Below are 23,284 nucleotides of genomic sequence, written 5' to 3' on the forward strand. Positions count from 1 at the left end.
CGGGGGCCTGCCGGTCAGCGGAGGGCTTCCGCATGGATTCCCAGCAGTTCGGACAGCGCGCGTTCGCCCGCCTCCGTCACCTTCACCGCCCGCTCGGAGCCGATGCGCACGCACCACCCCGTCTCCAGGGCGTGCCGGCACAGGGCGGCGCCCGCCACTCCGGCGAGATGGGGGCGGCGTTCCGTCCAGTCCAGGCAGGCACGGGCCAGCGGGCGCCGTCCGCGGCGGTCGAGGCCGATGCCCGCCGCACCGAACCAGCGCAGTCCCGCGTCGGTGAGCGCGAACCCGGTCTCCTGGAGCAGCAGCCCCCGCGCGGTGAAGGCGTCCGTGACGGCGATGCCGAGCCGCCCGGCGAGATGGTCGTAGCAGGTGCGTCCGCGGGCCATGGCCGACCCGGCGCCCGCCTGCCGCAGCGTGCGCGGACGTTCGGCGGCGCCCGGAGCCACCTGCGCCGCCAGGTCCTCCACCAGCTGCGCGGCCCGCGCGTCGGCCAGCCGTACGTACCGGTGCCGCCCCTGCCGCTCCTCGGCCAGCAGTCCGCCCGCGACCAGTTTGCCCAGGTGCTCGCTCAGCGTGGACGCGGCGACCCCGGCGTGCCGGGCCAGCTCGCCCGCCGTCCAGGCCCGCCCGTCCAGCAGCGCCAGCAGGCACGCGGCCCGCGTCTCGTCGGCGGCCAGCGCGGCGAGCCGCGCGAGACCGGCCGCCCGGGGGTCCTTGGTGGTCATGTCCCCAGCATGCGGCACGGACACTTCGGCCCTCACCGAAGCGTCCGGGCCCGAAGGAGCGCGGGACCGTGCCGACGTGCGGCCACCGCCGCGTGGGCGCGACCAGCCACGACGGCGCCGCGGACGATCGATGCCGCATCGCCGCATCGCCGCACTCCCGGCGGAGCGCTCAGGCGCCGGCCCGCACCTGCTCGTACTGCAGCGCCAGCCCGTCCAGCAGCGCCGTCAGCCCCGCCTCGAAGGCCCGCTCGTCGATCTTCTCCTGCTGCTCGGCGAGGAGATGGGCCTGTCCGAGGTGCGGGTAGTCGGCGGGGTCGTAGGCGCTGGCGTCGTCCACGAAGCCGCCCGCGAAGGAGCCGAGCGCGGAGCCCATGATGAAGTACCGCATCAGCGCGCCGATGGAGGTGGCCTGCGCGGGCGGCCAGCCGGCCTCGACCATCGCGCCGTAGACCGCGTCGGCCAGCCGCAGCGCCGCCGGACGGCGGCCCGGACCGCGGGCCAGGACCGGCACGATGTTCGGGTGGTCGCGCAGCGCGGCCCGGTAGGAGACCGCCCAGTCGTGCAGCGCGGTCCGCCACTCCCGGCCGTCCTCGAACATCGACAGGTCGACCAGCGCGCTCACCGAGTCGGCCACCGCCTCCAGGATCTCGTCCTTGGTGCGGAAGTGGTTGTAGAGCGAGGGCCCGCTCACCCCCAGTTCCGCGGCGAGCCGGCGCGTGGAGACGGCCGCGAGGCCCTCCGCGTCCACCAGCGCACGGGCCGTACCGACGATCCGGTCGGTGCTCAGCAGGGGCTTGCGCGGTCGGGCCATGGCGCACATAGTAGGGCTGCGCCTGGAAACTAGCAGTGCTAATTTAAATGTGTACGTTTCGCATGGATCTCACATGGGGTGACTCGGTATGAACCTGGAGCTCAGCGAGGAGCAGGAGGCCGTCCGCCGGCTCGCCCGGGACTTCGTGGAGCGCGAGGTCGTGCCCCACGCCACCGCCTGGGACCGCGCCGAGGAGGTCGACCGCGGCATCGTGAAGAAGCTCGGCGAGGTCGGCTTCCTCGGGCTGACGATCGACGAGGAGTACGGCGGCAGCGGCGGCGACCATCTCGCGTACTGCCTGGTCACCGAGGAGCTGGGCCGCGGCGACTCCTCCGTGCGCGGCATCGTCTCCGTCTCCCTCGGCCTGGTCGCCAAGACGATCGCCGCCTGGGGGAGCGAGGAGCAGAAGCGCGCCTGGCTGCCGGGGCTCACCTCCGGGGAGCACGTCGGCTGCTTCGGCCTCACCGAGCCCGGCACGGGGTCGGACGCCGGGAACCTGTCCACCCGGGCGGTCCGCGACGGCGACGACTACGTCATCGACGGCACCAAGATGTTCATCACCAACGGCACCTGGGCCGACGTCGTCCTGCTCTTCGCCCGCTCCACCGACGCCCCCGGCCACAAGGGCGTCTCCGCCTTCCTCGTCCCCGCCGACACTCCCGGCCTGACCCGCCGCGCCGTCCACGGCAAGCTCGGCCTGCGCGGCCAGGCCACCGCCGAGCTGGTCCTTCAGGACGTGCGCGTGCCCGCCTCCGCGATGCTGGGCGAGGAGGGCAAGGGCTTCTCGGTCGCCATGTCCGCCCTCGCCAAGGGCCGGATGTCGGTCGCGGCCGGCTGCGTCGGCATAGCGCAGGCCGCCCTGGACGCGGCCGTGCGCTACGCGGGGGAGCGGGAGCAGTTCGGGAAGGCCATCGCCCGTCACCAGCTCGTCCAGGAGCTGATCAGCGACATCGCCGTGGACGTCGACGCGGCCCGGCTGCTCACCTGGCGGGTCGCCGACCTGATCGACCGGGGGAAGCCCTTCGCCGTCGAGTCCTCCAAGGCCAAGCTCTTCGCCTCGGAGGCCGCCGTCCGCGCCGCCAACAACGCCCTCCAGGTCTTCGGCGGCTACGGCTACATCGACGAGTACCCGGCCGGCAAACTCCTGCGCGACGCCCGCGTGATGACCCTCTACGAGGGCACCAGCCAGATCCAGAAACTGGTCATCGGCCGCGCCCTGACCGGGGTTTCGGCCTTCTGAGTACGTGCCTGAGTAGCTGAGCGGATGTGGCCGCGGCCACATCCGCCGATCCTTTTCCCCATGAGCGACACACCGGTCAAGCAGCAGAGCACGGCCGCCTTCTACGGCCAGGCCGTCGCGTCCTTCGGAGTGGCCATGGGCGCCACCGCGGTCGGTATCTTCAACCTCGAGGCCGACGCCTGGGTCCGCGCCTTCCTGGGCATCGCGGTCCTGTACCTCGTCACCTCCGCCTTCACCCTGGCCAAGGTCATCCGCGACCGCCAGGAGGCCGGGCAGATCGTCAACCGGGTCGACCAGGCCCGTCTGGAGAAGATGCTCTCCGAGTACGACCCGCTGCAGAAGCTGTGACGACGGGCGTGCTAAGCGAGCGCTCACCCTTGCCGGTATGGTGTTACCCCTGCCAGCGAATGAGGTGAGCGATGAGTACGGCGGAGGAGCCGGCCGGCGCCGAGGCGCAACCGTGGGGTGAGGTCACGCCCGACGCGGCCCGACGATTGCTGCTCGCCGCCGTGGAGGCGTTCGCGGAGCGCGGCTACCACGCCACGACGACCCGCGACATCGCGGGCCGCGCCGGGATGAGCCCGGCCGCGCTCTACATCCACTACAAGACCAAGGAAGAGCTGCTCCACCGCATCAGCAGGATCGGCCACCAGAAGGCCGTCGAGATCCTGCGCACGGCGGCCCGCGCCGAGGGCGGCCCCGGTGAGCGGCTCGCCGAAGCGGTCAGCTCCTTCGTCCGCTGGCACGCGGGCGGCCGGACCACCGCCAGGGTCGTGCAGTACGAACTCGACTCGCTCGGCCCCGACGCCCGCGCCGAGATCCTCGGACTGCGCCGGCAGGTCGACGCCGAGGTGCGCGGGATCATCGAGGAGGGCGTGCGCTCCGGCGAGTTCGACGTCATCGACGTCCAGGGCACCACGCTCGCCGTGCTCTCCCTGTGCATCGACGTGGCCCGCTGGTTCAACGTCGACGGCCCCCGCACCCCCGAGGAGGTCGGCGCGCTCTACGCCGACCTCGTGCTCAGGATGGTCGGGGCCCGGGGGGCCGGCCCCGCTCAGAGGTAGTAGCGGGCCACCGACTCGGCGACGCACACCGGCTTGTCGCCGCCCTCGCGCTCCACGGTGAACGCCGTGGCCACCTGGACGCCGCCCGGCACCTCGTCGACGGCGGTGATCGTCGCGGTGGCGCGCACCCGCGAGCCGACCGGGACCGGGGCGGGGAAGCGCACCTTGTTGGTGCCGTAGTTGACACCCATCTTCACGCCCTCGACGGAGATCAGCTGCGGGCCGAACAGCGGCAGCAGCGACAGCGTCAGATAGCCGTGCGCGATGGTCGTCCCGAACGGCCCCGCCGCGGCCTTCTCCGGGTCGACGTGGATCCACTGGTGGTCCCCGGTGGCCTCGGCGAACAGGTCGATCCGCTTCTGGTCGACCTCCAGCCAGTCGGTGTGTCCCAGCTGCTCGCCCACCGCCGCCTTCAGGTCGTCGACGGACGTGAAGATCCTCGGCTCTGCCATGTCCCGGCCTCTCGCGTCACGTAGTCGCAGCGCATCGGTGTGCGCATGCCTAAGCAACTGCTTAGCATGGTGTGCCGGGCGTTCCCTGTCAACGACAGCCGGCCGCCGGACGGGTGGGTAGGGTTCGGGGAGTGCCCCAGATACCCGAGAAGATCCACGAGCTCACGGTCGGCCAGCTCTCCGCCCGCAGCGGCGCCGCCGTCTCGGCCCTGCACTTCTACGAGGCCAAGGGCCTGATCGGCAGCCGCCGCACCTCGGGCAACCAGCGCCGCTACAGCCGTGACACCCTGCGCCGGGTCGCCTTCATCCGCGCCGCCCAGCGCGTCGGCATCCCGCTCGCCACGATCCGCGAGGCGCTCGCCGAGCTGCCCGAGGGGCGCACGCCCACCCGGGACGACTGGGCGCGCCTCTCCGAGGCGTGGCGCTCGGAGCTGGACGAACGCATCAGGCAGCTCAACCGCCTGCGCGACCACCTCACCGACTGCATCGGCTGCGGCTGCCTCTCCCTGGACAGCTGCGTCCTGTCCAACCCGGACGACGTCTTCGGCGACCACCTGACAGGCTCCCGCCTGCTGGCGGAGAACGGCGGGCGACGGCGGGGTGGCCGCTGACCTGCCGGGGCGCCGCGCCCTCGTCCGCGCGGGCGCAGCTGCAGCGTTTCCGCGGGCAGTCGTGCCGCTGGGGCGGCACGGGTGGGCGCGACGGCACCCCGCAAACGCCGGGCTGCGTGACACCCCCGCTCAGCGGACACCCCGGCGCCTGCCGGGTGCCCGCAGCTGCACGGGGGGAGGCACCACGACCGCCCGCGGCCACGCCGGCAGCCAGCCCCGCTCACTCGTACTCCGTGCCGCCCTTGCGGGTCAGGTACGCCGGGCTCACGGCCTTCGCTATGGCGCGGCCGCCGGTCACCGGGCTGTGGCGTTCCACGGCCGGGCGGATGACCACACCCTCGCGCAGGTGCAGCTCGCGCCCGGAGACCGTCTCGCGGCCGGTGGCGATCTCCAGCACCCGCTCGCTGTCGTACGGCCCCTCGAACAGCCTCGGCACCAACGGCAGCCGCCCGTCCAGCAGCTCCGCCGCGTCCAGCCAGCGCACCCGGCCGTCGATCTCCGCCGACACGTCGAACACGGCGTAGCCGAGGGTGTCGCGCCGCCCGTCCGCGCCGTACGCCAGGTCCTGCACCCCCGCGCCGTACACCTCACCGAAGATCCCGACCCGTCGGGCCCCCAGCCGTGCGGCGAGTTCCGCCGCGGACTCGGCGACACCGTGACCGCGCACCGCCCGCCAGTACAGGTTGCGCGGGTCCTCCTTCAGCGCCAGCGACTTCGCGCCGAACCCCTTGGAGGAGACGTACACCCGGTCCTCCTCGGCGGAGTACGTCAGCAGGCAGGCCGTGCCGTGCAGCTTCTCCGTGAGCACCACGGGCTCGCCGGCGGCGAAGATCTCCGGGTGGCGCTGGATGTTCTCGATGTCGACCCAGGGCAGCAGCTCGGGCGCGGACTCCACCTCGCCGCTCATCGTCGGCGGGACGGGCGGCACCCACTTGGTGACGCCGAGCAGCTCCGCGAAGTCGGTGCCGTCCGCGGCGGCCCGTACGAGGTCGACGTCCGCGAGCGCCTTCGGCCGGCACACGATGCCCTGCGACAGCTCGCCCCGCAGCCGGATCGCCTTGACCCGGTCGTGGTTTCCGCCCGCCAGGCGGCCGGTCAGGCCCAGCTCCTCGATCAGCGCGGCCGGCAGCACGGACTGCTCGGGGATGTAGACCGCGGCATCACCCGTGCGGTACGCGCCCTTGGCGACGACGGCCCGGTACAGGCCCACCTGGGCCAGTTCGAGGGCATCGGCGCCCGGGTGTTCGTGGACGGTCAGGACTTCGGCGGTGACGCGCAGCGTCGACATCAGGACAGCTCCAGGGTTCTCAGGTGCGTTTCATCGCCCCCAACTGTCCACATGAAAAAGCCCTGGTACGAGCGGTTTGGCGCCTGCTAGGGTCCCCGGACCGGCGGGGGTGCGGCATCCCCTGCGCACCCCCTCGCTCCTCGCCTCTCAGGCCGAAACCAGCAGCCTCGCCCGCCGGGCGTCCGCCAGCGCCCCGGCGGTGAGCACGGGCCGCGGCACCAGGATCCCGCAGTCCGCGCAGACCGGCCCCGTCGACGGCTCGTGGTCCAGGTCGAAGCGCCACACGAGCCGTTCCCCCCGGCACACGGGGCAGCCCGTACCCGGCTCGCGCTCCAGCGCGGCTATCAGCCGCCGCAGCACCTCGGCCAGCGGCTCGCGCGGATGCACCCGCGGGTCGTCGCACCAGGCCACGCCGAAACCGCCCCAGGTCAGCCGGTGCCAGTCGTCCACACTGCCCGGCCTGCGCAGCCCGTCGTGCTTCTCCTTCCTGCGGCGGTCGGCGAACTCCACCTCATAGGCCAGCCAGACCGCCCGGGCCTCCTCCAGCTCGTCCAGTGCGGCCACGAGCCGCGCCGGGTCGACGGAGCGGTCCTCGGGGTCGAACCCGGCCCGCGAACACAGATGGTCCCAGGTCGCCCTGTGCCCGTAGGGAGCGAATCGCTCGAGGCACTTGCGCAGCGAATAGCGCCGCAGTGCCAGATCACACCGCGGATCTCGGACCTGTCTCGCCAGACTCCGGAAACCGGCCATCGTCCTGCACCTCCGTCACACCTGCACCTGTAATCCGGTCACTTCGGCGTCGTCGAACGGACGTCGCCGAATAGACGTATCGACACGCGAATCGGCTCCATCCTTTTTCGATGGCCCCCATCAGCCGGCCGCGGGGACTCACGGGCCAACTCCCGTGATCCCTGCTTCAGTTGTGGTCGTTCACGGGGATACCGGCGGTAACCCGCTCCGTGCCCTCCCCGCGGGGAGCGGCCACTCCTCGTTCAGCCTGAGAACTCCCGGGAGCTTCCACGGGTTCCTGAAGACCCCGCCGATATGCACACCTGACGCAAAACGGCGGCGGGCCGCCGCCCGCCGCCGTCCCGTGCCGCCCGCTCTCAGCGGTACAGCAGGTACTCCCGCCGCATCCTCCGGAACCCCGCCAGCTCCTCCTGCCAGCCGGCCACCACCTCGTCCGTGTCCGCGCCCGCGTCGATCATGGTGCGCACGCGCGTGGAGCCGGTGAGCTTGTCGATCCAGTTGTCCGGGCGCCAGGCGAAGCCGCTCCACGACCGCTTGGCGGTGATCAGCAGCCCGATCCCGGTCCGCACCGGATCGAACACCTCCCGGTCGTGCACGTGCACCTGGATGCCCCCGACGGTCTTCCCCTGGAACTTGGAGAACACCGGCGCGAAGTACGCCTCCCGGAAGCGCACGCCCGCGAGCCCCAGCGCGTTCGCCGCCTCAGCCCAGCGCCCGTCGAGCCCTTCCGCCCCCAGCAGCTCGAACGGCCGGGTGGTCCCGCGCCCCTCCGACAGGTTCGTCCCCTCGAACAGGCACGTCCCCGAGTACACCAGCGCCGTCTCGGGCGTCGGCATGTTCGGGCTCGGCGGCACCCACGGCAGCCCGGAGGCGTCGTGGAAGTCCGACCGCCGCCAGCCCGACATCCGTACGGTCTCCAGCGGCACCGGCGCCGTCAGGAACTCCCCGTTGAACAGCAGCGCCAGCTCCGCCACCGTCATCCCGTGCGCCTGCGAGATCGGCTGCCGCCCGACGAACGTCGCGAACTCCTTGTGCAGCACCGGACCCAGCGCGGCCCGCCCGGTCACCGGGTTCGGCCGGTCCAGCACGACGAACCGCTTCCCCGCGAGCGCGGCCGCCTCCATGCAGTCGAACAGCGTCCAGATGTACGTGTAGAACCGCGCGCCCACGTCCTGGATGTCGAAGACGACCGTGTCCACGCCGGACGCCGTGAAGACGTCGGCGAGCGCCTGACCGCTCTTCAGATACGTGTCGTAGACCGGCAGGCCGGTCGCCGGGTCGTCGTGGCGGCCCTCCGAGCCGCCCGCCTGGGCGGTGCCCCGGAAGCCGTGCTCGGGGCCGAAGACGGCGGTCAGGTCCACCCGGTCGTCGGCGTGCATCACGTCGACGATGTGCCGCGCGTCCCGGGTGATGCCCGTCGGGTTGGTGACCACGCCCACGCGCCGCCCGTCGAGCAGCCGGTAGCCGTCCGCGGCGAGCCGTTCGAACCCGGTGCGCAGCCCCCGGCCGCCCCCGCGCGCGGGGCCGGAGGCGGCGGCCGGTGCGGCACCGGCCGCGACCGCGGCCGTGGTGGTGGCGAGCAGGCTCCGTCTGGACAGCTTCATGCGGTGACCTCCGTGATCGTGGCGGGTGTCATGCGCAGGCACGCTAGCGCGCCCGGCCGCCCCGGGGAACGAACCGGACCGGCCCCGCGCGGAGCACCCCTTCCACCGGGCATACCGACCGGTTAGTCTGACGCCGGTAGCCGCTGGGAGCCGCGTCGAAGGAGACCGATGGTGCAAGCCGTGCAGGATGCGAAGGTGGTCGTCACGGGAGCCGGGGGCGGCATCGGGGCGGCGCTCGCCCGCCGCTTCGCCGCTCAGGGGGCGCGGGTCGTCGTCAACGACCTGGACGCCGACCGCGCGAAGGCCGTCGCCGAGGAGATCGGCGGCCTGGCCGTCCCCGGCGACGCCTCCTCGATCGTCGCCGAGGCCCGCGACGCGCTCGGCGGGACGGTCGACGTGTACTGCGCCAACGCGGGCGTCGGCCGCGACGGCGGGGAGCCCGGCGAACCGCTCGACGAGCAGGGCTGGGCGCTCTCCTGGGACGTCAACGTCATGGCGCACGTCCGCGCGGCGCACGCACTGCTCCCGGACTGGCTGGAGCGCGGCGGCGGCCGCTTCGTCTCCACCGTCTCCGCCGCCGGACTGCTCACCATGATCGGCACCGCCCCCTACAGCGTCACCAAGCACGGCGCCTACGCCTTCGCCGAGTGGCTGTCCCTGACGTACCGCCACCGCGGGGTGAAGGTCCACGCGATCTGCCCGCAGGGCGTGCGCACCGACATGCTCGACGCCAGCGGCAGCGCGGGCGACCTCGTCCTCAAGCCGACCGCGATCGAACCGGAGGACGTGGCCGACGCCCTCTTCCGGGGCATCGAGGAGGACCGCTTCCTGATCCTGCCGCACCCCGAGGTCGCCGAGTACTACCAGGCGCGTGCCGCCGAGCCGGACCGCTGGCTGGCCGGCATGAACCGCCTCCAGCAGCAGTGGGAGGCGAACCGGTGACCGCCTCCCGCTACGCCGCCCGGCCCTGGCTGGCCCTCCTCACCGACGCCCAGCGCGCCCCCCTCGACCCCGCCGGCTCCCTGGTGCACGCCCTGCGCCGCGCGGTGGCCGAGCACCCCGACCGCGCCTTCCTCGCCTACTTCGACGGCCGCCTCACCTACCGCGAGGCCGACGAACTCAGCGACTCCGTCGCCGGCCACCTCGCCGCACGCGGCCTGGAGCGCGGCGAGCGGGTGGCGGTCCTGCTGCAGAACTCCCCGCACTTCGTCCTCGCCCTGCTGGGCGCCTGGAAGGCGGGCGCGGTCGTCGTGCCCGTCAACCCGATGTACAAGTCGGGCGAGGTGACGCACGTCCTGCGGGACGCCGACGTGGCCGCGCTGATCTGCTCCGACCGGGCCTGGGAGTCGTACCTGCGCGACACGGCCGCCGACTCGCCCGTGCGGATCGTGCTCACCGGCTGCGAACTGGACTTCCAGACCCGCGGTGACACGCGCGTGCTCACCTTCGAACGGCTCCCGCAGCCCCCGGACGCCGACGACCTCACCACCGTCGCCCGCCAGGGACACCCGGCCCCCGAGCACCGCGACCCCGCCCCCGGCGACACCGCGCTGATCAGCTACACCTCGGGCACCAGCGGCACCCCCAAGGGCGCCACCAACACCCACCGCAACATCATGTACAACGCCGAGCGGCAGCGCACGGGGCTCGGCCTGCCCGAGGCGCCCGTCTACTTCGCCCTCGCGCCCCTGTTCCACATCACCGGCATGGTCTGCCAGCTCGGCGCCTGCCTCAACAGCGCGGGCACCCTCGTCCTGGCGTACCGCTTCGAGCCGGGCGTCGTCCTGGACGCCTTCGCCGAGCACCGGCCGCACTACACCGTCGGCCCGTCCACCGCCTTCATGGCGCTGGCCGCCCACCCCGACGTCGGCCGCGACCACTTCTCCTCCTTCCGGGTGATCTCCTCCGGCGGCGCCCCGCTGCCGCCCGCCCTGGTGGAGAAGTTCCGGGCCGGCTTCGGGCCGTACATCCGCAACGGCTACGGACTGACCGAGTGCACCGCCCCCTGCGCCTCCGTCCCGCCGCACCTGGAGGCGCCCGTCGACGAGGCCTCCGGCACGCTGGCCGTCGGCGTGCCGGGCCCCGACACCGTCGTACGGATCGTCGACGACCGGGGTGAGGAGGTGCCCTTCGGCGAGCAGGGCGAGATCGTCGTGCGCGGCCCGCAGGTCGTGCCCGGCTACTGGCGGCGGCCCGACGCCACCGCCGAGACCTTCCCCGACGGCGAGCTGCGCACCGGCGACATCGGCTTCATGGACCCCGAGGGCTGGCTGTACGTCGTCGACCGCAAGAAGGACATGATCAACGCGTCCGGCTTCAAGGTGTGGCCGCGCGAGGTCGAGGACGTGCTCTACACCCACCCGGCGGTGCGCGAGGCCGCCGTCGTCGGGGTGCCCGACGGCTACCGCGGGGAGACCGTCAAGGCCTTCATCAGCCTGCGCCCCGGCGCGGAGGCGGACCCGGCCGCGCTCGCCGCGTACTGCGAGGAGAGACTGGCCGCCTACAAGTATCCGCGCCAGGTGGAGATCCTGCCGGACCTGCCGAAGACGGCCAGTGGGAAGATCCTCCGGCGGGAACTGCGTTCCCTGACCCACGACAACTAGCAGCGACACGGAAAGGCGGGTGGCGGCAGTGCCCAGGACGACGGACGGTGACGGGGCTCCTGTGCCGCAGCGGCTTCTGGCCGCCGCCACCCGGCTCTTCGCCGAGCGGGGCTACGACCGCACCTCGGTGCAGGAGATCGTCGAGGCGGCAGGCGTCACCAAGGGGGCGCTCTACCACTACTTCGGCTCCAAGGACGACCTGCTGCACGAGGTGTACGCGCGCGTGCTGCGCCTCCAGCAGGAGCGCCTGGACCACTTCGCGGACGCCGACGAGCCGATCGAGAAGCGGCTGCGCGGCGCGGCGGCGGACGTCGTCGTCACCACGATCGAGAACCTCGACGACGCGTCGATCTTCTTCCGCTCCATGCACCACCTCAGCCCGGAGAAGAACAAGCAGGTGCGCGCCGAACGCCGCCGCTACCACGAACGCTTCCGCGCGCTGATCGAGGAGGGCCAGCGCGAGGGCGTCTTCTCCACGGCGACCCCGGCCGACCTGGTGGTCGACTACCACTTCGGCTCCGTGCACCACCTGTCGACCTGGTACCGCCCCGACGGCCCGCTCAGCCCCCAGGAGGTCGCCGACCACCTGGCGGACCTGCTGCTGCGGGCGCTGCGCGCCTGAAAACACCCCCCACGTCCTGTGGCCCGCCGGTACCGTCGGCGGGCCACAGGACGTTCCGGGACTACAGATACTTCTTCAGCTCCCGGCGCGCCAGCGACCTCTGATGCACCTCGTCCGGGCCGTCGGCGATCATCAGCGTGCGGGCGCCGGCGTACAGCTCGGCCAGCGGGAAGTCCTGGCTGACCCCGCCCGCGCCGTACAGCTGGATCGCCCGGTCGAGGATGCCGACGACCGTGCGCGGGGTGGCGATCTTGATGGCCTGGATCTCCGTGTGGGCGCCCCGGTTGCCGACGGTGTCCATCATCCAGGCCGTCTTCAGCACCAGCAGCCGCAGCTGCTCGACCGCCACGCGCGCGTCGGCGATCCAGTTCTGCACCACGCCCTGCCGCGCCAGCGCCTTGCCGAACGCGTCCCGCGACACCGCGCGGCGGCACATCAGCTCGATGGCCCGCTCGGCCATGCCGATCAGCCGCATGCAGTGGTGGATCCGGCCGGGACCGAGCCGGGCCTGCGCGATGGCGAAGCCGCCGCCCTCCTCACCGATCAGGTTCGCCACCGGCACGCGCGCGTGGTCGAAGACCACCTCGGCGTGCCCGCCGTGGTAGTGGTCCTCGTAACCGAACACCTGCATCGCGCGGGTGATGGTGACGCCCGGCGTGTCGCGCGGGACGAGCACCATGGACTGCTGCCGCCGGATGTCCGCCCCGTCCGGGTCGGTCTTCCCCATCACGATGAAGACCGCGCAGTCCGGGTGCATCGCCCCGGAGATGTACCACTTGCGCCCCGTGATGACGTACTCGTCGCCGTCCCGTTCGATGTGCGTGGTGATGTTCGTGGCGTCCGAGGAGGCCACCTCCGGCTCGGTCATCGCGAACGCCGAGCGGATCTCACCGGCCAGCAGCGGCTGGAGCCACTGCTTCTTCTGCGCCTCGTCGCCGAACTGCGCCAGCACCTCCATGTTCCCGGTGTCGGGCGCCGCGCAGTTGGTGACGGTCGGCGCGATCTGCGGGGAGCGGCCCATGATCTCGGCGAGCGGCGCGTACTGGAGATTGGTGAGCCCGGCACCGTGCTCGGAGTCGGGCAGGAACAGGTTCCACAGCCCCTGCCGGCGGGCCTCGGCCTTCAGCTCCTCCACCACGGGGACGTTCTCCCACGGCGAGTCCAGCCCGGCACGCTGCTCGTGCACGACCGCCTCGGCCGGGTAGACGTACTCGTCCATGAAGGCGAGCAACTTGGCGCGCAGTTCCTCGGTGCGCGCGTCGAACGCGAAGTCCATGGTTCGTCAGCCTTCCTGGAGAGTGGTCAGACCGTGCCGGATGAAGACCGGGACCAGATCACCGATGCGGTCGAAGCCGCGCCCGACCGTCTGGCCCAGGGTGTAGCGGTAGTGGATGCCCTCCAGGATCACGGCGAGCTTGAACCAGGCGAACGCCGTGTACCAGGACACCGCGGAGACATCGCGCCCCGACCGCGCGGCGTACCGCTCGATCAGCTCGGCCGGCGTGGGGTGCCCGGGCGCCTCGGCGGTCGTGGAGACGGGGGAGTCCGGCATGCCCAGCGGCATGCTGTACATCACCAGCAGCCCCAGGTCCGTCAGCGGATCGCCGAGCGTGGACATCTCCCAGTCGAGGACGGCCTTGATCCGGTCGGCGCCCCTTTCGGGCCCGGTTCGCCTCCGGGGCGCTTCAGCCGGTGCCGAGAGCCCGATCGTGCCCAGCCCTTCGGGCCTCCGCGCGTTCGGACCCTCGACACCGGCGCGCCCCTTCGGCTCACTCGCCGGCCCGATGAGCACGTTGTCGAGGCGGTAGTCGCCGTGCACCACGGCCGGCGCGGGGGAGACGGGCAGCTCGCGCCCGAGCGCCGCGTGCAGCTCGTCGATCCCGGCCAGCTCCCGGTTGCGGGAGGCGTCGAGCTGCTTGCCCCAGCGCCGCAGCTGCCGGTCCAGGAACCCCTCGGGCCGGCCGAAGTCCGCCAGGCCCGCCTCGCCGGGATCGACGGCGTGCAGCTCGACGAGCGTGTCGACCAGGTTCAGCACGGCGTCCCGGGTGCGCTCGGCGCCGAGCGGGGCGAGCTGGCCGGCCGTCCGGTACGGGGTGCCCTCGACGAAGTCCATGACGTAGAACGGCGCCCCGAGCACCTCCTCGTCCTCGCACAGCAGCACGGTGCGCGGCACCGGCACGGCGGTTCGGTGCAGCGCGCTGATCACCCGGTGCTCGCGCTTCATGTCGTGCGCGGTGGCCAGCACGTGGCCGAGCGGGGGGCGCCGTACGACCCACTTCGAGGCCCCGTCGGAGACCGCGTACGTGAGGTTCGACCTGCCGCCCTCGATCAGCCGGCCGGTGAGCGGGCCGTTCACCAGGCCGGGCCGCTCCCGTTCGAGCAGGCCGCGCAGCCGGTCGAGATCGAGTCCGGGCGGGTGGTCGGGGCTCATCGTCGCTCCTACGGGCAGGAAACAGTACCCGCCTTATGATGCCGACCGGTCGGTATGTCGTCCAGAGCGGCGACCGAACGTGATCGGGGCCACGATAGGCGCTCGTCGCGCCCGCGCCCCGTCCGGCCGCCACGCGAATGGCGTATATCGGGCCGTTCGGCTTGCACCGTACACGCGGACACCAGAAGGTCGGTCCCATGAAGGCGATCAGCTACTCACGGTACGGCGGTCCCGAAGTGCTCGGACTCGGGGAGGTCGACGACCCCAGGGTCGGCCCCGACTCGGTACTGGTGAAGGTGCGGGCGGCGGCCGTCAACCCGGTCGACTGGAAGTGCCGCGAGGGCTATCTCGACCCGATCCTCCAGCCGGTGTTCCCGGTCATCCCCGGCTGGGACGTCTCGGGCGTGGTCGTCCGGCCGGGTCCCGCCGTACCGGAGTTCGCCGTCGGCGACGAGGTCATCGGCTACGTGCGCGAGGACGTCCTCTCGCGCGGCACCTTCGCCGAGTACGTGGCCGCCCCGGCGCGCACCCTCGCGCGCAAGCCGCGCTCCCTGTCCTTCGAGCAGGCGGCCGGAATCCCCCTCGCGGGGCTCACCGCGTACCAGGTGCTGCACCGCGTCCTCGAGGTCAAGCGGGGCGAGACCATCCTGGTGCACGCCGCGGCCGGCGGCGTCGGATCCATCGCCGTCCAGCTCGCCGCCCACCTCGGCGCCCGGGTCATCGGTACGGCGAGCGAGCGCAACCACGACTTCGTACGCGGACTGGGCGGGGAGCCGGTGAGCCACGGCGAGGGCCTGGCCGAACGGGTACGGGGACTGGCGCCCGAGGGCGTGGACGCGGTGTTCGACTCGGTGGGCGGCGACGCCCTCAAGGCCTCCGCGAACCTGCTGGCCCCCGAGGGCCGCCTGGCCTCGATCGCCGACCCCGAGGTGGTGGACTACGGCGGCCGCTACTGGTTCGTCCGCCCCGACCCCCAGGACCTCCAGCACCTCTCCGACCTGGCGGACCAGGGCACGATCACCATCCACGTCTCGAAGACCTTCCCCCTGGACCAGGCGGCGGCCGCCCACCGCCTGAACCAGGAGGGCCGCACCAGGGGCAAGATCGTGGTGACGGTGAGCGAATGAGCCCGCCCGGCACCTTCAGCCCGTCCGGCGTTTGAGGACAAAGGGGGGTCTGGGGGCTCCGCCCCCAGGGACGGGACGGGAAGGGGCGGAGGGGGCGAAAACCCTCCGGCCCCGCCCCGCCCCGCCCCACCTCACCCCGAACCGACAAGCACCACCCCGCACACGGCCATGGCCACCGTACAGAGCACCGCAACCGCCGCATACGGCGGAACAAGCGCCTCCGGCACACTCACGGCCGCCAGCCCCCGAATCCGCCGATGGGCGATCCACAGAAACCCGAGCCAGCAGACACAGCACAGCGCGCACGCGACGAACCCGGCCGCCGAGCCCCCACCCGCCAGCGCCGTCTTCACGGCAAGCACGGCCGCGACCGTGGCCGACAACGTCGTACGCCGCCACGCGAGCCGCGTCCGCTCGGGCTGCAGCCCCGGATCCCGCTCCGCGCCCCGACCGGCCGCCACTCCGCTCACCCGTCCCACCCGAAGAGCACGACGGCGACCATCGCCCCGGCCACCACCGCCACCACAAGACTCAGCAGCGCCGGGAACCGCGACACCGGCAGATCCTCCCCCCGCCGCATCGCCCGTTCGCACCGCACCCAGTGATTGACCGCCCGCAGCGCGCACAACGCCCCCGCGGCCAGCAGCGCCAGCGCCAGCCCGACCCGCCACCCCCACCGCAGATCCGGCAGGAACTGGTCCACGGCGAACCCGCCCCCGATCAGCGCGAGCGCGGTGCGCAGCCAGGCGAGGAACGTCCGCTCGTTCGCCAGTGAGAACCGGTAGTCGGGCGTGTCGCCCTCCCGCCGCACCTCGCCGGGCGCGAACCACAACCGAACGTTCCGCACAAAATCGATCACGCCGCGACCCTACCGGGGCCACCCGCACCGGGCCGAGGGCCGGGACGAGGACGGACCCGTACTCAGCCCTCCGACCGCTCCGCCCGCTCCGACCGCTCCGCCCGCCCGGACCGGTACGCCTTGAGCCGCTGATACGCCACCAGCCCGTCCGGAGCCCACTCCCACTCCCCGAGCCGCCGCTCCAGCTCCGCCTCCGACAGGAAGTCCCACCAGGCCACCTCCTCCGGCTGCGGCCGTACGGGCCGGTCGCAGCGCACCTCGTACACCGCCGACCACCAGCTCCGGCCCGCCCCGTCGTCGTACAGGAACGTGAAGACGTGCTCGGGGCGCGGCAGCCCGTTCACGCCCAGCTCCTCCTCGGCCTCCCGCAGCGCCGCCTCGTCGTAGCTCTCGCCCGCGCCGACGACCCCGCCGACGAACATGTCGTACAGGGAGGGGAAGACCTGCTTGGCCGCGGTGCGGCGGTGGACGAAGATCCGCCCCCCGGCGTCCCGGGCGAGGATGAAGGCGCAGCGGTGGCGCAGCCCCCGCGCGTAGGCCTCCCCGCGCGGGGACCGCCCGACCACCCGGTCGTTCTCGTCGACGATGTCGATGATCTCCTCAGCACTCATACGACCATCCAAGCAGCGGCCGGCCCTCGCCCGACGTGGACCCGACGAGGCTCTGACGAGGACCCGACCGCTCACCCCACCCGAGCGGCCGTCCGCCCCCGGACGTCACAAGTAGCCCGTTCGTGACCGCAGTTGACGCGAGTAACACCCGGTACGCCCTTGACGTGATCCGTTCGCTGACGGTTTGCTGTCTGTGATCAGCTCATGGCAATCGGCAGCCGACCACTGCCGCACCGACCACCCGCCGTGAGCCGGCGACCACAAGAAGAGCGCGTGAGGAAGTCCCGCGGTGTCCCCACCCCCGCCTCCCCTCGGCCGTGCCCGCAGACGGGCGGCACAGGCCTTCGACGAGGCCCTCGACGACGCCGAACTCGTCGCCGCGCGGACCGCGCTGGCACAGGGCCGATGGCAGAACACCCGCTCGCTGCTGGTCCGTACGGGGGAGGACTGGGACCGCCGGGGCCACCGCGTCACGGTGCTCGCCCGGGAGTCGTCCAGCGTCGCCTGGGCCCGCGAGTGGCTGCTCGCCGAACCCGACTCCGGTGACGCGTCCGTGCTGCTCGCCCTGGCCCAGGTGCGGCGCGCGCTGCGCGGCAAGGAGAAACCGGCCCGTGCCCGCGAGGCCTGCCACCGGGCGGCGGAGCTGGTGCCCACCGACCCCACCCCCTGGCTCGGACTGCTCCTGCTGGAGTGCGCCCAGGGGGCCGAGGGGGACGTGGTCCGGCTCTTCGAGCAGATCCGCACCCGGTACGCGGACCACCACCACGCCCACCACCTGGTGGTCGCCTGGCTCGCCGAGCGCCGCGTGGAGGCGGGCCCGGACCCGCTGCACGAGGTGTACGACTTCGCCAACTGGGCCGCCGAGCAGGCACCCGCCGACTCGCCGCTGGCGATCCTGCCGGTCATCGCGCACGCCGAGCGCTACCGCACCCTGGCCGCCGCCGGACAGGAACCCGCCGACCCGGTCGCCTCCGGCCACTGGGTCGGCCGCCGTGCCCGGCAGGTGATGAAGGCCGCCTTCGACTGGTGGCTGGAGTGGGAGCACGAAGGCCACCCGCGCCGCCTGGTCGACCTCAACTTCCTCGCCCACGCCAAGGTCTGCGAGGGCCGGGGCGCCGAGGCCGCCGCCCTCTTCCACCGCATCGGAGACCACGCCACACCCACCCCTTGGTCGTACCCCGACCGTGACGCCCTGACCGCCTTCCGCACCGCCCGTGCCGCAGCCCTGGGCACGGTCTGACCCCAGCCCCCACCCCCCGCATCCGCCCGCCGCAACCACAACCGACCAAGGACGGCCTTTCGATGACGACGGACAGTTCGAGCACTTCGAGCAGGAGCAGAGCGACAGCCGACGGCATCAGTACCTTCAAGGGGCAGGAGCGCGCCCTGCGCGCCGACCGCCTCGGCACGGGGGGCCTACTGCTCTCCGTCCTCGCCGCGACCGCCCCCCTCATGGTGGTCGCCGGTGTCATGCCCACCACATTCGCGGTGATGGGCATCGTCGGCCAGCCGCTGCTCTTCGTGATCCTCGGCGTCGTACTGGTCCTCTTCAGCCTCGGCTACGCCGAGATGAGCCGGCACGTCCACAACGCCGGCGCCTTCTACGCCTACATCTCCCGAGGCCTCGGCGGCACCGCCGGATCGGGCGCCGCCCTGGTCGCGCTCGTCGCCTACAACTCCCTCCAGGTCGGCATCTACGGCATCTTCGGCTTCGAGGTCTCCGGCCTCTTCGCCACCTACGCCGACCTCGAGATCGCCTGGTGGATACCGGCGCTCGTGGCCGTCCTCGCCGTCGGCGCGCTGGGCTGGCTGAAGATCGACGTCAACGCGCGCGTGCTCGGCGTGCTGCTGGTCATCGAGGTGCTGCTGGTCGTCGTCTTCGACATCGCCGCCATCGCCGACCCCGGCAAGGAGGGCCTGTCGCTGCACGCCTTCAACCCGGACACGCTCAGCGGCGCCGGCGTCGGCACCGCCCTGTGCTTCTGCATCGCCGCCTTCCTCGGCTTCGAACAGGCCCCCGTCTACGCCGAGGAGACCAGCAAGCCGCACGAGATCGTGCCGCGCGTGATGTTCCTCGCGGTCACCGGAGTCGCCGTCTTCTTCGCCCTCAGCAGCTGGGCGCTCACCGTCGCCACCGGCCCCTCCGGGATCGTCGGCGCCTCCCAGGAGCAGAGCGCCGGCCTGCTGTTCTTCCTCACCGAGGACCGCCTGGGCGGAACCTTCACCGACGTCCTGCACATCCTCTTCGTGACCGGCATGTTCGCGGCCATGCTCAGCTTCCACAACGTCGTCGCCCGGTACGCCTTCGCCATGGGCCGCGAGGGCCTGCTGCCCGCCGCCTTCGGCCGCACCACCGGCACCAGCGGCGCCCCCGGCACCGGCTCCCTGCTCCAGACCGTCATCGCCGCCGTGCTGGTCCTCGCCTTCGCGCTCACCGACGACAAGCCGACCGGCGATCCGACCGCGCCGGTCCTGCACCTGTTCACCTGGGGCGGCAACATCGGAGCCCTCGGCGTGATCGTGCTGATGGCGATCGCCTCCCTGTCCGTCGTCGTCTTCTTCGTCCGGCGCGGCGCCGCGGGCGCGCAGAGCTGGCGGCTGGTCACCTCCGCGCTGGCGGGCATCGCCCTGGTCGTCATCGCCGGCTACACGGTCAAGGACTTCGACGTACTGGTCGGCGCGGGCCCCGACTCCTCGCTGAGCTGGATCCTGCCCGGCATCATCGGGCTCGCCCTGGTCGTCGGCCTGGTCCAGGGCGCCGTCCTGCGCGCCCGCGCCCCCGAGAAGCACGCCCGCATCGGGCTCGGCAACGAGGCGTTCCAGCTCGAGAAGGAGGCCGAGCGCACCTCGTAGAGGAGCCGCTTACGAAAGTCTGACGGGCACCCGCGCTCCCTGGTCCGACGGGAACGCGGGTGCTCGAATGGAGAAGTGAACCCCGAACAGCCACCGCGGCCTCCCGGCGAGGGGGACGCGCGGGGCAAACCCGTCGGCCGCCGCGTCCTCCTCGGCACCCTCGGTCTGGGCGCCCTCGGCGTGGTCACCGCGCCGACCCTCCAGCGCGGCCTGGAATCCTTCCTCGCCGGAGCCTCCGACAAGGACCCCACCGGCCTGACCGGACTGCTCCCCAACGGCGGCGGCTTCCGCTACTACTCGGTCACCTCGTCCGTCCCGCGGAAGAACGCCGACACCTACCGCCTCGCGGTCGACGGCCTCGTCGACCGCCCCACCTCCTACACCCTGGCCGAACTGAAGGCCCTGCCGCAGACCCGCACGGTCCGGGACGTCCAGTGCGTCACCGGCTGGCGGGTGCCGGACACGCCGTTCGAGGGGGTGCGTCTGTCCCGGCTGCTGGACGCCGCGGGAGTGCGCCCTTCGGCCGGGGCGGTGCGCTTCACCTGCTTCGACGGCGCGTACTCCGAGAGCCTCACCCTCGACCAGGCCCGCCGCGCCGACGTCCTGGTCGCGCTGCGCATGCGGGACGAGGACCTCGGCCACGCCCACGGCGGCCCGGTCCGCCTCTACGTGGCCCCGATGTACTTCTACAAGTCCGCCAAGTGGCTCTCCGGCATCACCGTCACCGAGGACGTCGAACCCGGCTACTGGGAGGAGCGCGGCTACGACATCGACGCCTGGGTCGGCCGCTCGAACGGACGCGACGATGAGCCTACGGACTGACACCCCGCCCGCCGCCACCGCCGTACGGCGCTTCGGCCGCGCCGAACGCCGGGTGCACCGCGCCACGGCCGTACTGATGGGCGTCTGCGTCTTCACCGCCGCCTGCCTCTACGTCCCCCAGCTCGCCCAGCTCGTGGGCCGCCGCGCCCTCGTCGTCACCCTCCACCAGTGGTCCGGGCTCGCCCTGCCCGTCCCCGTCCTCGCCGGTCTCGTCTCCCGCGCCTTCCGCGCCGACCTGGGCCGCCTCAACCGCTTCGGCCCGCACGACCGCACCTGGCTGCGGGCCGCCCTGCGCCGCGACAGGCGCCCCTCGTCCCGCCCGGCCGGCAAGTTCAACGCGGGCCAGAAGGTCTACGCGGCCTGGATCGCGGGCGCCACGCTGGTCATGCTCGGCACCGGACTGCTGATGTGGTTCACCCACCTCACCCCGCTGGTGTGGCGGACCAGCGCCACCTTCGTCCACGACTGGCTGGCGCTGACCATCGGCATCGTCCTCGCCGGGCACATCGGCATGGCCCTGGCGGATCCCGAGGCCCGCCGCGGCATGCGCACGGGCTCCGTCGACCGCGACTGGGCGGAGCGCGAACACCCGCTGTGGCGCCCCTGAAACCGCGGCGCCCCTGAAACGGCACGGGCCCACCCGCGTCCCGAGGGGAAGCGGGTGGGCCGTACGCGCACGGTCTTCAGCTAAATGATCAGCGACAGCAGCAGCACCAGGGCACCGGCGACCACCGAGATGACCGTCTCCATGATCGACCAGGTCTTGATCGTCTGCCCGACGTTCAGCCCGAAGTACTCCTTCACCAGCCAGAACCCGGCGTCGTTGACATGGCTGAAGAACAGCGAACCGGCACCGATCGCCAGCACCAGCAGGGCCGCGTGCGTGGTCGACATGTCGGCCGCCAGCGGAGCCACCAGACCGGCCGCCGAGACGGTCGCCACCGTCGCCGAACCGGTCGCCAGCCGGATCGCCACCGCGATCAGCCAGGCCAGCAGCAGCGCCGGGATCGACCAGTCCTCGGAGATCTCCAGGATCATCTGGCCCACGCCGGTGTCGATCAGCGTCTGCTTGAAGCCGCCGCCCGCGCCGACGATCAGCAGGATGCCCGCGATCGGCGCGAGGCTCTTCTCGACCAGCTGCTGCATCCGCTCCTTGCTGAACCCGGCGGGCATGCCGAGCGTGAAGATGCCGACCAGCACGGCCGCGAGCAGCGCGATCAGCGGGGAGCCGATCACGTCGAACACGCGCTGCACGCTGTTCTCGGGGTCGTCGATGACGATGTCGACCAGCGCCTTGGCCAGCATCAGCACGACCGGCAGCAGGATCGTGGCCAGCGTCGCGCCGAAGCTCGGACGCTTCTCCAGGTCCTCGGAGGGCCGCTGCGGGATCATCCGCTCCGGAGCCGGGACGTCCACCCAGCGGGCGGCGTACTTCGAGAACAGCGGACCGGCGATGACCACCGTCGGTATCGCGACGAGCACGCCCAGCGCCAGCGTCACACCGAGGTTGGCGCCGACGGCGTCGATCGCGACCAGCGGGCCGGGGTGCGGCGGCACCAGACCGTGCATCACGGACAGACCCGCGAGCGCCGGGATGCCGATGCGCATCAGGGAGTAGTTGCCGCGCTTGGCGACCATCAGCACCACCGGGATCAGCAGCACCACGCCGACCTCGAAGAACAGCGGCAGACCGATCACCGAGGCGATCAGCACCATCGCCCACGGCATGGAACGGCCGCTCGCCTTGGCGAGGATGGTGTCGACGATCTGGTCGGCACCGCCGGAGTCGGCGAGCATCTTGCCGAGGATCGCGCCGAGGGCGATCAGCACGCCCACACCGGCGACGGTGGAGCCGAGTCCGGCACTGAAGCTGGTGATGACCTTGTCGAGCGGCGCGCCGGCGAAGGCGCCGAGCGCCAGCGTCCCGATGGTCAGGGACAGGAAGGCGTGCAGCTTGAACTTGGTGATGAGCAGGACGATGACGGCGATGCCCAGGAGCACGGCGACGCCCAGCTGGGCGTGGCCGGCCGAGGTGATCGACTCGGGTGCGTCCGCTGCCAGCATCTCAACGCTGAGTCTGGTCACGGTGGTTCCCTTGTTTCTACGGGGGAGGGGAGAAGACCGGGGAGGTGGGGGCACCCCGGGAAATGGGGGTCCGGTCGGGGACCTACGCGGTCGGCTCGGGGAGGGCGTCCAGGGCGGTGGCCGCCCGTGCGCTGATCTCCTCGGGGCTGCCCGCCACGTCCACGGCGACTCCGGCCTCGTCCGGCTCCAGCGGCTGGAGCGTGGCGAACTGGGAGTCGAGCAGTGCCGTGGGCATGAAGTGGCCCTGCCGGTGCGACATCCGGTCCTCGACGAGCGCGCGGTCACCGGAGAGGTGCACGAAGACCACACCGGGCGCGGCGGCCCGCAGCCGGTCGCGGTACGACCGCTTCAGCGCCGAGCAGCTGACCACCCCGCCGAGACCGGCCCGGCCGTGCGCCCAGTCGCCGATGGCGTCCAGCCAGGGCCACCGGTCGTCGTCGGTGAGCGGGGTACCGGCCGACATCTTGGCGATGTTGGCCGGCGGGTGGAAATCGTCGCCCTCGGCGTACGGGACGCCGAACCGGGCCGCGAGCAGGGGACCGATGGTGGTCTTCCCGGTGCCCGCGACGCCCATGACCACGACGACATGGGGGGTGTTCATCGCTGCCTCGCTGTCTGATGTCTTCGTCGACACGTGATGTCGACGCAACTGAAGCTCATTAGATACGACGAATTCAAGAGTCTGTGACATATAAGTCTGACTTTTTATTCCCGTGACCCGCCCCG

Annotated in this window: 25 protein-coding genes; 12 read left to right on the plus strand and 13 right to left on the minus strand. The window is 72.3% G+C overall.

Annotated features, from left to right (window positions below):
- Positions 1–14 precede the first annotated feature (14 nt).
- Together ACZ62B_RS31805 and ACZ62B_RS31810 are read right to left on the minus strand one after the other, a co-directional pair.
- Positions 15–725, minus strand: coding sequence for an ArsR/SmtB family transcription factor (locus ACZ62B_RS31805; RefSeq protein ID WP_344560461.1), 711 nt, complete (start codon positions 723–725; stop codon positions 15–17).
- Positions 726–894: 169 nt separating this feature from the next.
- A complete protein-coding gene (locus tag ACZ62B_RS31810) occupies positions 895–1,536 on the minus strand; it encodes a TetR/AcrR family transcriptional regulator (RefSeq protein ID WP_085575865.1) in 642 nt (213 codons plus the stop codon).
- Positions 1,537–1,624: 88 nt separating this feature from the next.
- Between ACZ62B_RS31810 and ACZ62B_RS31815 the strand changes: the two genes are divergently transcribed.
- The 3 genes from ACZ62B_RS31815 (at position 1,625) to ACZ62B_RS31825 (ending at position 3,840) form a co-directional block, all read left to right on the plus strand.
- Positions 1,625–2,776: an acyl-CoA dehydrogenase family protein gene (locus ACZ62B_RS31815; protein ID WP_344560462.1), complete on the plus strand. Its 1,152-nt coding sequence runs from the start codon at positions 1,625–1,627 to the stop codon at positions 2,774–2,776.
- Between the two features lie 60 nt (positions 2,777–2,836).
- Positions 2,837–3,124 carry a YiaA/YiaB family inner membrane protein gene (locus tag ACZ62B_RS31820; RefSeq protein ID WP_030867144.1) on the plus strand — a complete coding sequence of 96 codons (288 nt, stop codon included), beginning with the start codon at positions 2,837–2,839 and terminating at the stop codon, positions 3,122–3,124.
- A 71-nt stretch (positions 3,125–3,195) separates the two neighbouring features.
- Positions 3,196–3,840 carry a TetR/AcrR family transcriptional regulator gene (locus ACZ62B_RS31825; RefSeq protein ID WP_344560463.1) on the plus strand — a complete coding sequence of 215 codons (645 nt, stop codon included), beginning with the start codon at positions 3,196–3,198 and terminating at the stop codon, positions 3,838–3,840.
- Here the strand turns inward: ACZ62B_RS31825 and ACZ62B_RS31830 are convergent.
- Positions 3,831–4,292, minus strand: coding sequence for a MaoC family dehydratase (locus ACZ62B_RS31830; RefSeq protein ID WP_344560464.1), 462 nt, complete (start codon positions 4,290–4,292; stop codon positions 3,831–3,833). The genes ACZ62B_RS31825 and ACZ62B_RS31830 overlap by 10 nt on opposite strands.
- Before the next feature lie 131 nt (positions 4,293–4,423).
- On the opposite strand from ACZ62B_RS31830, the gene soxR reads away from it, so the two are divergent.
- The gene (gene soxR, locus ACZ62B_RS31835; protein ID WP_344560465.1) at positions 4,424–4,903 is read left to right on the plus strand and encodes a redox-sensitive transcriptional activator SoxR; all 480 of its coding nucleotides are present in this window, start codon (positions 4,424–4,426) and stop codon (positions 4,901–4,903) included.
- A 220-nt stretch (positions 4,904–5,123) separates the two neighbouring features.
- On the opposite strand, the gene ACZ62B_RS31840 is transcribed toward soxR, so the two are convergent.
- From ACZ62B_RS31840 to ACZ62B_RS31850, 3 genes are all read right to left on the minus strand, one after another.
- Complete coding sequence (locus tag ACZ62B_RS31840; RefSeq protein ID WP_344560466.1) at positions 5,124–6,191, minus strand: RNA ligase (ATP); 1,068 nt, start codon at positions 6,189–6,191, stop codon at positions 5,124–5,126.
- A 147-nt stretch (positions 6,192–6,338) separates the two neighbouring features.
- A complete protein-coding gene (locus ACZ62B_RS31845; protein ID WP_344560467.1) occupies positions 6,339–6,941 on the minus strand; it encodes a hypothetical protein in 603 nt (200 codons plus the stop codon).
- A 356-nt stretch (positions 6,942–7,297) separates the two neighbouring features.
- Entirely contained in the window at positions 7,298–8,545 is a 1,248-nt protein-coding gene (locus tag ACZ62B_RS31850) for an exo-beta-N-acetylmuramidase NamZ family protein (RefSeq protein WP_469693013.1), read from the minus strand.
- A gap of 168 nt (positions 8,546–8,713) precedes the next feature.
- Here ACZ62B_RS31850 and ACZ62B_RS31855 point away from each other — a divergent pair, with 168 nt between their 5' ends.
- The 3 genes from ACZ62B_RS31855 to ACZ62B_RS31865 are packed head-to-tail and all read left to right on the plus strand — an operon-like array spanning position 8,714 to position 11,770.
- Positions 8,714–9,487, plus strand: coding sequence for an SDR family oxidoreductase (locus ACZ62B_RS31855; RefSeq protein WP_344560469.1), 774 nt, complete (start codon positions 8,714–8,716; stop codon positions 9,485–9,487).
- On the plus strand, positions 9,484–11,148 hold the full coding sequence (locus ACZ62B_RS31860; protein ID WP_344560470.1) for a class I adenylate-forming enzyme family protein: 1,665 nt from the start codon (positions 9,484–9,486) through the stop codon (positions 11,146–11,148). The genes ACZ62B_RS31855 and ACZ62B_RS31860 overlap by 4 nt, the downstream gene beginning before the upstream one ends.
- Positions 11,149–11,176: 28 nt before the next feature.
- Entirely contained in the window at positions 11,177–11,770 is a 594-nt protein-coding gene (locus tag ACZ62B_RS31865) for a TetR/AcrR family transcriptional regulator (RefSeq protein WP_344560471.1), read from the plus strand.
- Between the two features lie 61 nt (positions 11,771–11,831).
- Here ACZ62B_RS31865 and ACZ62B_RS31870 read toward each other — a convergent pair whose 3' ends face one another.
- Together ACZ62B_RS31870 and ACZ62B_RS31875 are read right to left on the minus strand one after the other, a co-directional pair.
- The gene (locus ACZ62B_RS31870) at positions 11,832–13,046 is read right to left on the minus strand and encodes an acyl-CoA dehydrogenase family protein (RefSeq protein ID WP_344560472.1); all 1,215 of its coding nucleotides are present in this window, start codon (positions 13,044–13,046) and stop codon (positions 11,832–11,834) included.
- 6 nt (positions 13,047–13,052) lie between these two features.
- Positions 13,053–14,201 carry a phosphotransferase family protein gene (locus ACZ62B_RS31875; RefSeq protein WP_344560473.1) on the minus strand — a complete coding sequence of 383 codons (1,149 nt, stop codon included), beginning with the start codon at positions 14,199–14,201 and terminating at the stop codon, positions 13,053–13,055.
- Positions 14,202–14,398: 197 nt separating this feature from the next.
- On the opposite strand from ACZ62B_RS31875, the gene ACZ62B_RS31880 reads away from it, so the two are divergent.
- Positions 14,399–15,328 carry an NADP-dependent oxidoreductase gene (locus ACZ62B_RS31880; RefSeq protein WP_344560474.1) on the plus strand — a complete coding sequence of 310 codons (930 nt, stop codon included), beginning with the start codon at positions 14,399–14,401 and terminating at the stop codon, positions 15,326–15,328.
- Positions 15,329–15,459: 131 nt separating this feature from the next.
- On the opposite strand, the gene ACZ62B_RS31885 is transcribed toward ACZ62B_RS31880, so the two are convergent.
- The 3 genes from ACZ62B_RS31885 to ACZ62B_RS31895 form a co-directional block, all read right to left on the minus strand.
- Positions 15,460–15,789, minus strand: coding sequence for a DUF202 domain-containing protein (locus tag ACZ62B_RS31885; RefSeq protein WP_344560716.1), 330 nt, complete (start codon positions 15,787–15,789; stop codon positions 15,460–15,462).
- Between the two features lie 5 nt (positions 15,790–15,794).
- The gene (locus tag ACZ62B_RS31890; protein ID WP_030867186.1) at positions 15,795–16,187 is read right to left on the minus strand and encodes a YidH family protein; all 393 of its coding nucleotides are present in this window, start codon (positions 16,185–16,187) and stop codon (positions 15,795–15,797) included.
- A gap of 62 nt (positions 16,188–16,249) precedes the next feature.
- Entirely contained in the window at positions 16,250–16,798 is a 549-nt protein-coding gene (locus tag ACZ62B_RS31895; protein WP_469693017.1) for an NUDIX hydrolase, read from the minus strand.
- A 289-nt stretch (positions 16,799–17,087) separates the two neighbouring features.
- Here ACZ62B_RS31895 and ACZ62B_RS31900 point away from each other — a divergent pair, with 289 nt between their 5' ends.
- The 4 genes from ACZ62B_RS31900 (at position 17,088) to ACZ62B_RS31915 (ending at position 21,080) form a co-directional block, all read left to right on the plus strand.
- Positions 17,088–18,038 carry a DUF982 domain-containing protein gene (locus tag ACZ62B_RS31900; RefSeq protein ID WP_469693019.1) on the plus strand — a complete coding sequence of 317 codons (951 nt, stop codon included), beginning with the start codon at positions 17,088–17,090 and terminating at the stop codon, positions 18,036–18,038.
- Between the two features lie 62 nt (positions 18,039–18,100).
- On the plus strand, positions 18,101–19,651 hold the full coding sequence (locus tag ACZ62B_RS31905) for an APC family permease (protein WP_344560477.1): 1,551 nt from the start codon (positions 18,101–18,103) through the stop codon (positions 19,649–19,651).
- A gap of 75 nt (positions 19,652–19,726) precedes the next feature.
- Complete coding sequence (locus ACZ62B_RS31910; RefSeq protein ID WP_468723281.1) at positions 19,727–20,473, plus strand: molybdopterin-dependent oxidoreductase; 747 nt, start codon at positions 19,727–19,729, stop codon at positions 20,471–20,473.
- A complete protein-coding gene (locus ACZ62B_RS31915) occupies positions 20,457–21,080 on the plus strand; it encodes a cytochrome b/b6 domain-containing protein (protein WP_344560479.1) in 624 nt (207 codons plus the stop codon). Before ACZ62B_RS31910 ends, ACZ62B_RS31915 begins: the two co-directional genes overlap by 17 nt.
- 80 nt (positions 21,081–21,160) lie before the next feature.
- Here the strand turns inward: ACZ62B_RS31915 and ACZ62B_RS31920 are convergent, their stop codons facing one another.
- Entirely contained in the window at positions 21,161–22,558 is a 1,398-nt protein-coding gene (locus ACZ62B_RS31920) for a GntT/GntP/DsdX family permease (protein WP_344560480.1), read from the minus strand.
- 82 nt (positions 22,559–22,640) lie between these two features.
- Positions 22,641–23,159 carry a gluconokinase gene (locus ACZ62B_RS31925; RefSeq protein WP_344560481.1) on the minus strand — a complete coding sequence of 173 codons (519 nt, stop codon included), beginning with the start codon at positions 23,157–23,159 and terminating at the stop codon, positions 22,641–22,643.
- Positions 23,160–23,284: the final 125 nt, after the last annotated feature.

This window comes from Streptomyces sp. NPDC053426, assembly GCF_055585405.1.

Excerpts from the sequence above, each read along its gene's own strand:
- ACZ62B_RS31880 (WP_344560474.1), top strand. The coding sequence starts at position 14,399 with ATGAAGGCGATCAGCTACTCACGGTACGGCGGTCCCGAAGTGCTCGGA.
- ACZ62B_RS31820 (WP_030867144.1), top strand. The coding sequence starts at position 2,837 with ATGAGCGACACACCGGTCAAGCAGCAGAGCACGGCCGCCTTCTACGGC.
- ACZ62B_RS31825 (WP_344560463.1), top strand. The coding sequence starts at position 3,196 with ATGAGTACGGCGGAGGAGCCGGCCGGCGCCGAGGCGCAACCGTGGGGT.
- ACZ62B_RS31915 (WP_344560479.1), top strand. The coding sequence starts at position 20,457 with ATGAGCCTACGGACTGACACCCCGCCCGCCGCCACCGCCGTACGGCGC.
- ACZ62B_RS31810 (WP_085575865.1), bottom strand. The coding sequence starts at position 1,536 with ATGGCCCGACCGCGCAAGCCCCTGCTGAGCACCGACCGGATCGTCGGT.
- ACZ62B_RS31850 (WP_469693013.1), bottom strand. The coding sequence starts at position 8,545 with ATGAAGCTGTCCAGACGGAGCCTGCTCGCCACCACCACGGCCGCGGTC.
- ACZ62B_RS31855 (WP_344560469.1), top strand. The coding sequence starts at position 8,714 with ATGGTGCAAGCCGTGCAGGATGCGAAGGTGGTCGTCACGGGAGCCGGG.
- ACZ62B_RS31925 (WP_344560481.1), bottom strand. The coding sequence starts at position 23,159 with ATGAACACCCCCCATGTCGTCGTGGTCATGGGCGTCGCGGGCACCGGG.
- ACZ62B_RS31845 (WP_344560467.1), bottom strand. The coding sequence starts at position 6,941 with ATGGCCGGTTTCCGGAGTCTGGCGAGACAGGTCCGAGATCCGCGGTGT.
- ACZ62B_RS31870 (WP_344560472.1), bottom strand. The coding sequence starts at position 13,046 with ATGGACTTCGCGTTCGACGCGCGCACCGAGGAACTGCGCGCCAAGTTG.
- ACZ62B_RS31875 (WP_344560473.1), bottom strand. The coding sequence starts at position 14,201 with ATGAGCCCCGACCACCCGCCCGGACTCGATCTCGACCGGCTGCGCGGC.
- ACZ62B_RS31815 (WP_344560462.1), top strand. The coding sequence starts at position 1,625 with ATGAACCTGGAGCTCAGCGAGGAGCAGGAGGCCGTCCGCCGGCTCGCC.
- ACZ62B_RS31905 (WP_344560477.1), top strand. The coding sequence starts at position 18,101 with ATGACGACGGACAGTTCGAGCACTTCGAGCAGGAGCAGAGCGACAGCC.
- ACZ62B_RS31830 (WP_344560464.1), bottom strand. The coding sequence starts at position 4,292 with ATGGCAGAGCCGAGGATCTTCACGTCCGTCGACGACCTGAAGGCGGCG.
- ACZ62B_RS31805 (WP_344560461.1), bottom strand. The coding sequence starts at position 725 with ATGACCACCAAGGACCCCCGGGCGGCCGGTCTCGCGCGGCTCGCCGCG.
- ACZ62B_RS31895 (WP_469693017.1), bottom strand. The coding sequence starts at position 16,798 with ATGAGTGCTGAGGAGATCATCGACATCGTCGACGAGAACGACCGGGTG.
- ACZ62B_RS31840 (WP_344560466.1), bottom strand. The coding sequence starts at position 6,191 with ATGTCGACGCTGCGCGTCACCGCCGAAGTCCTGACCGTCCACGAACAC.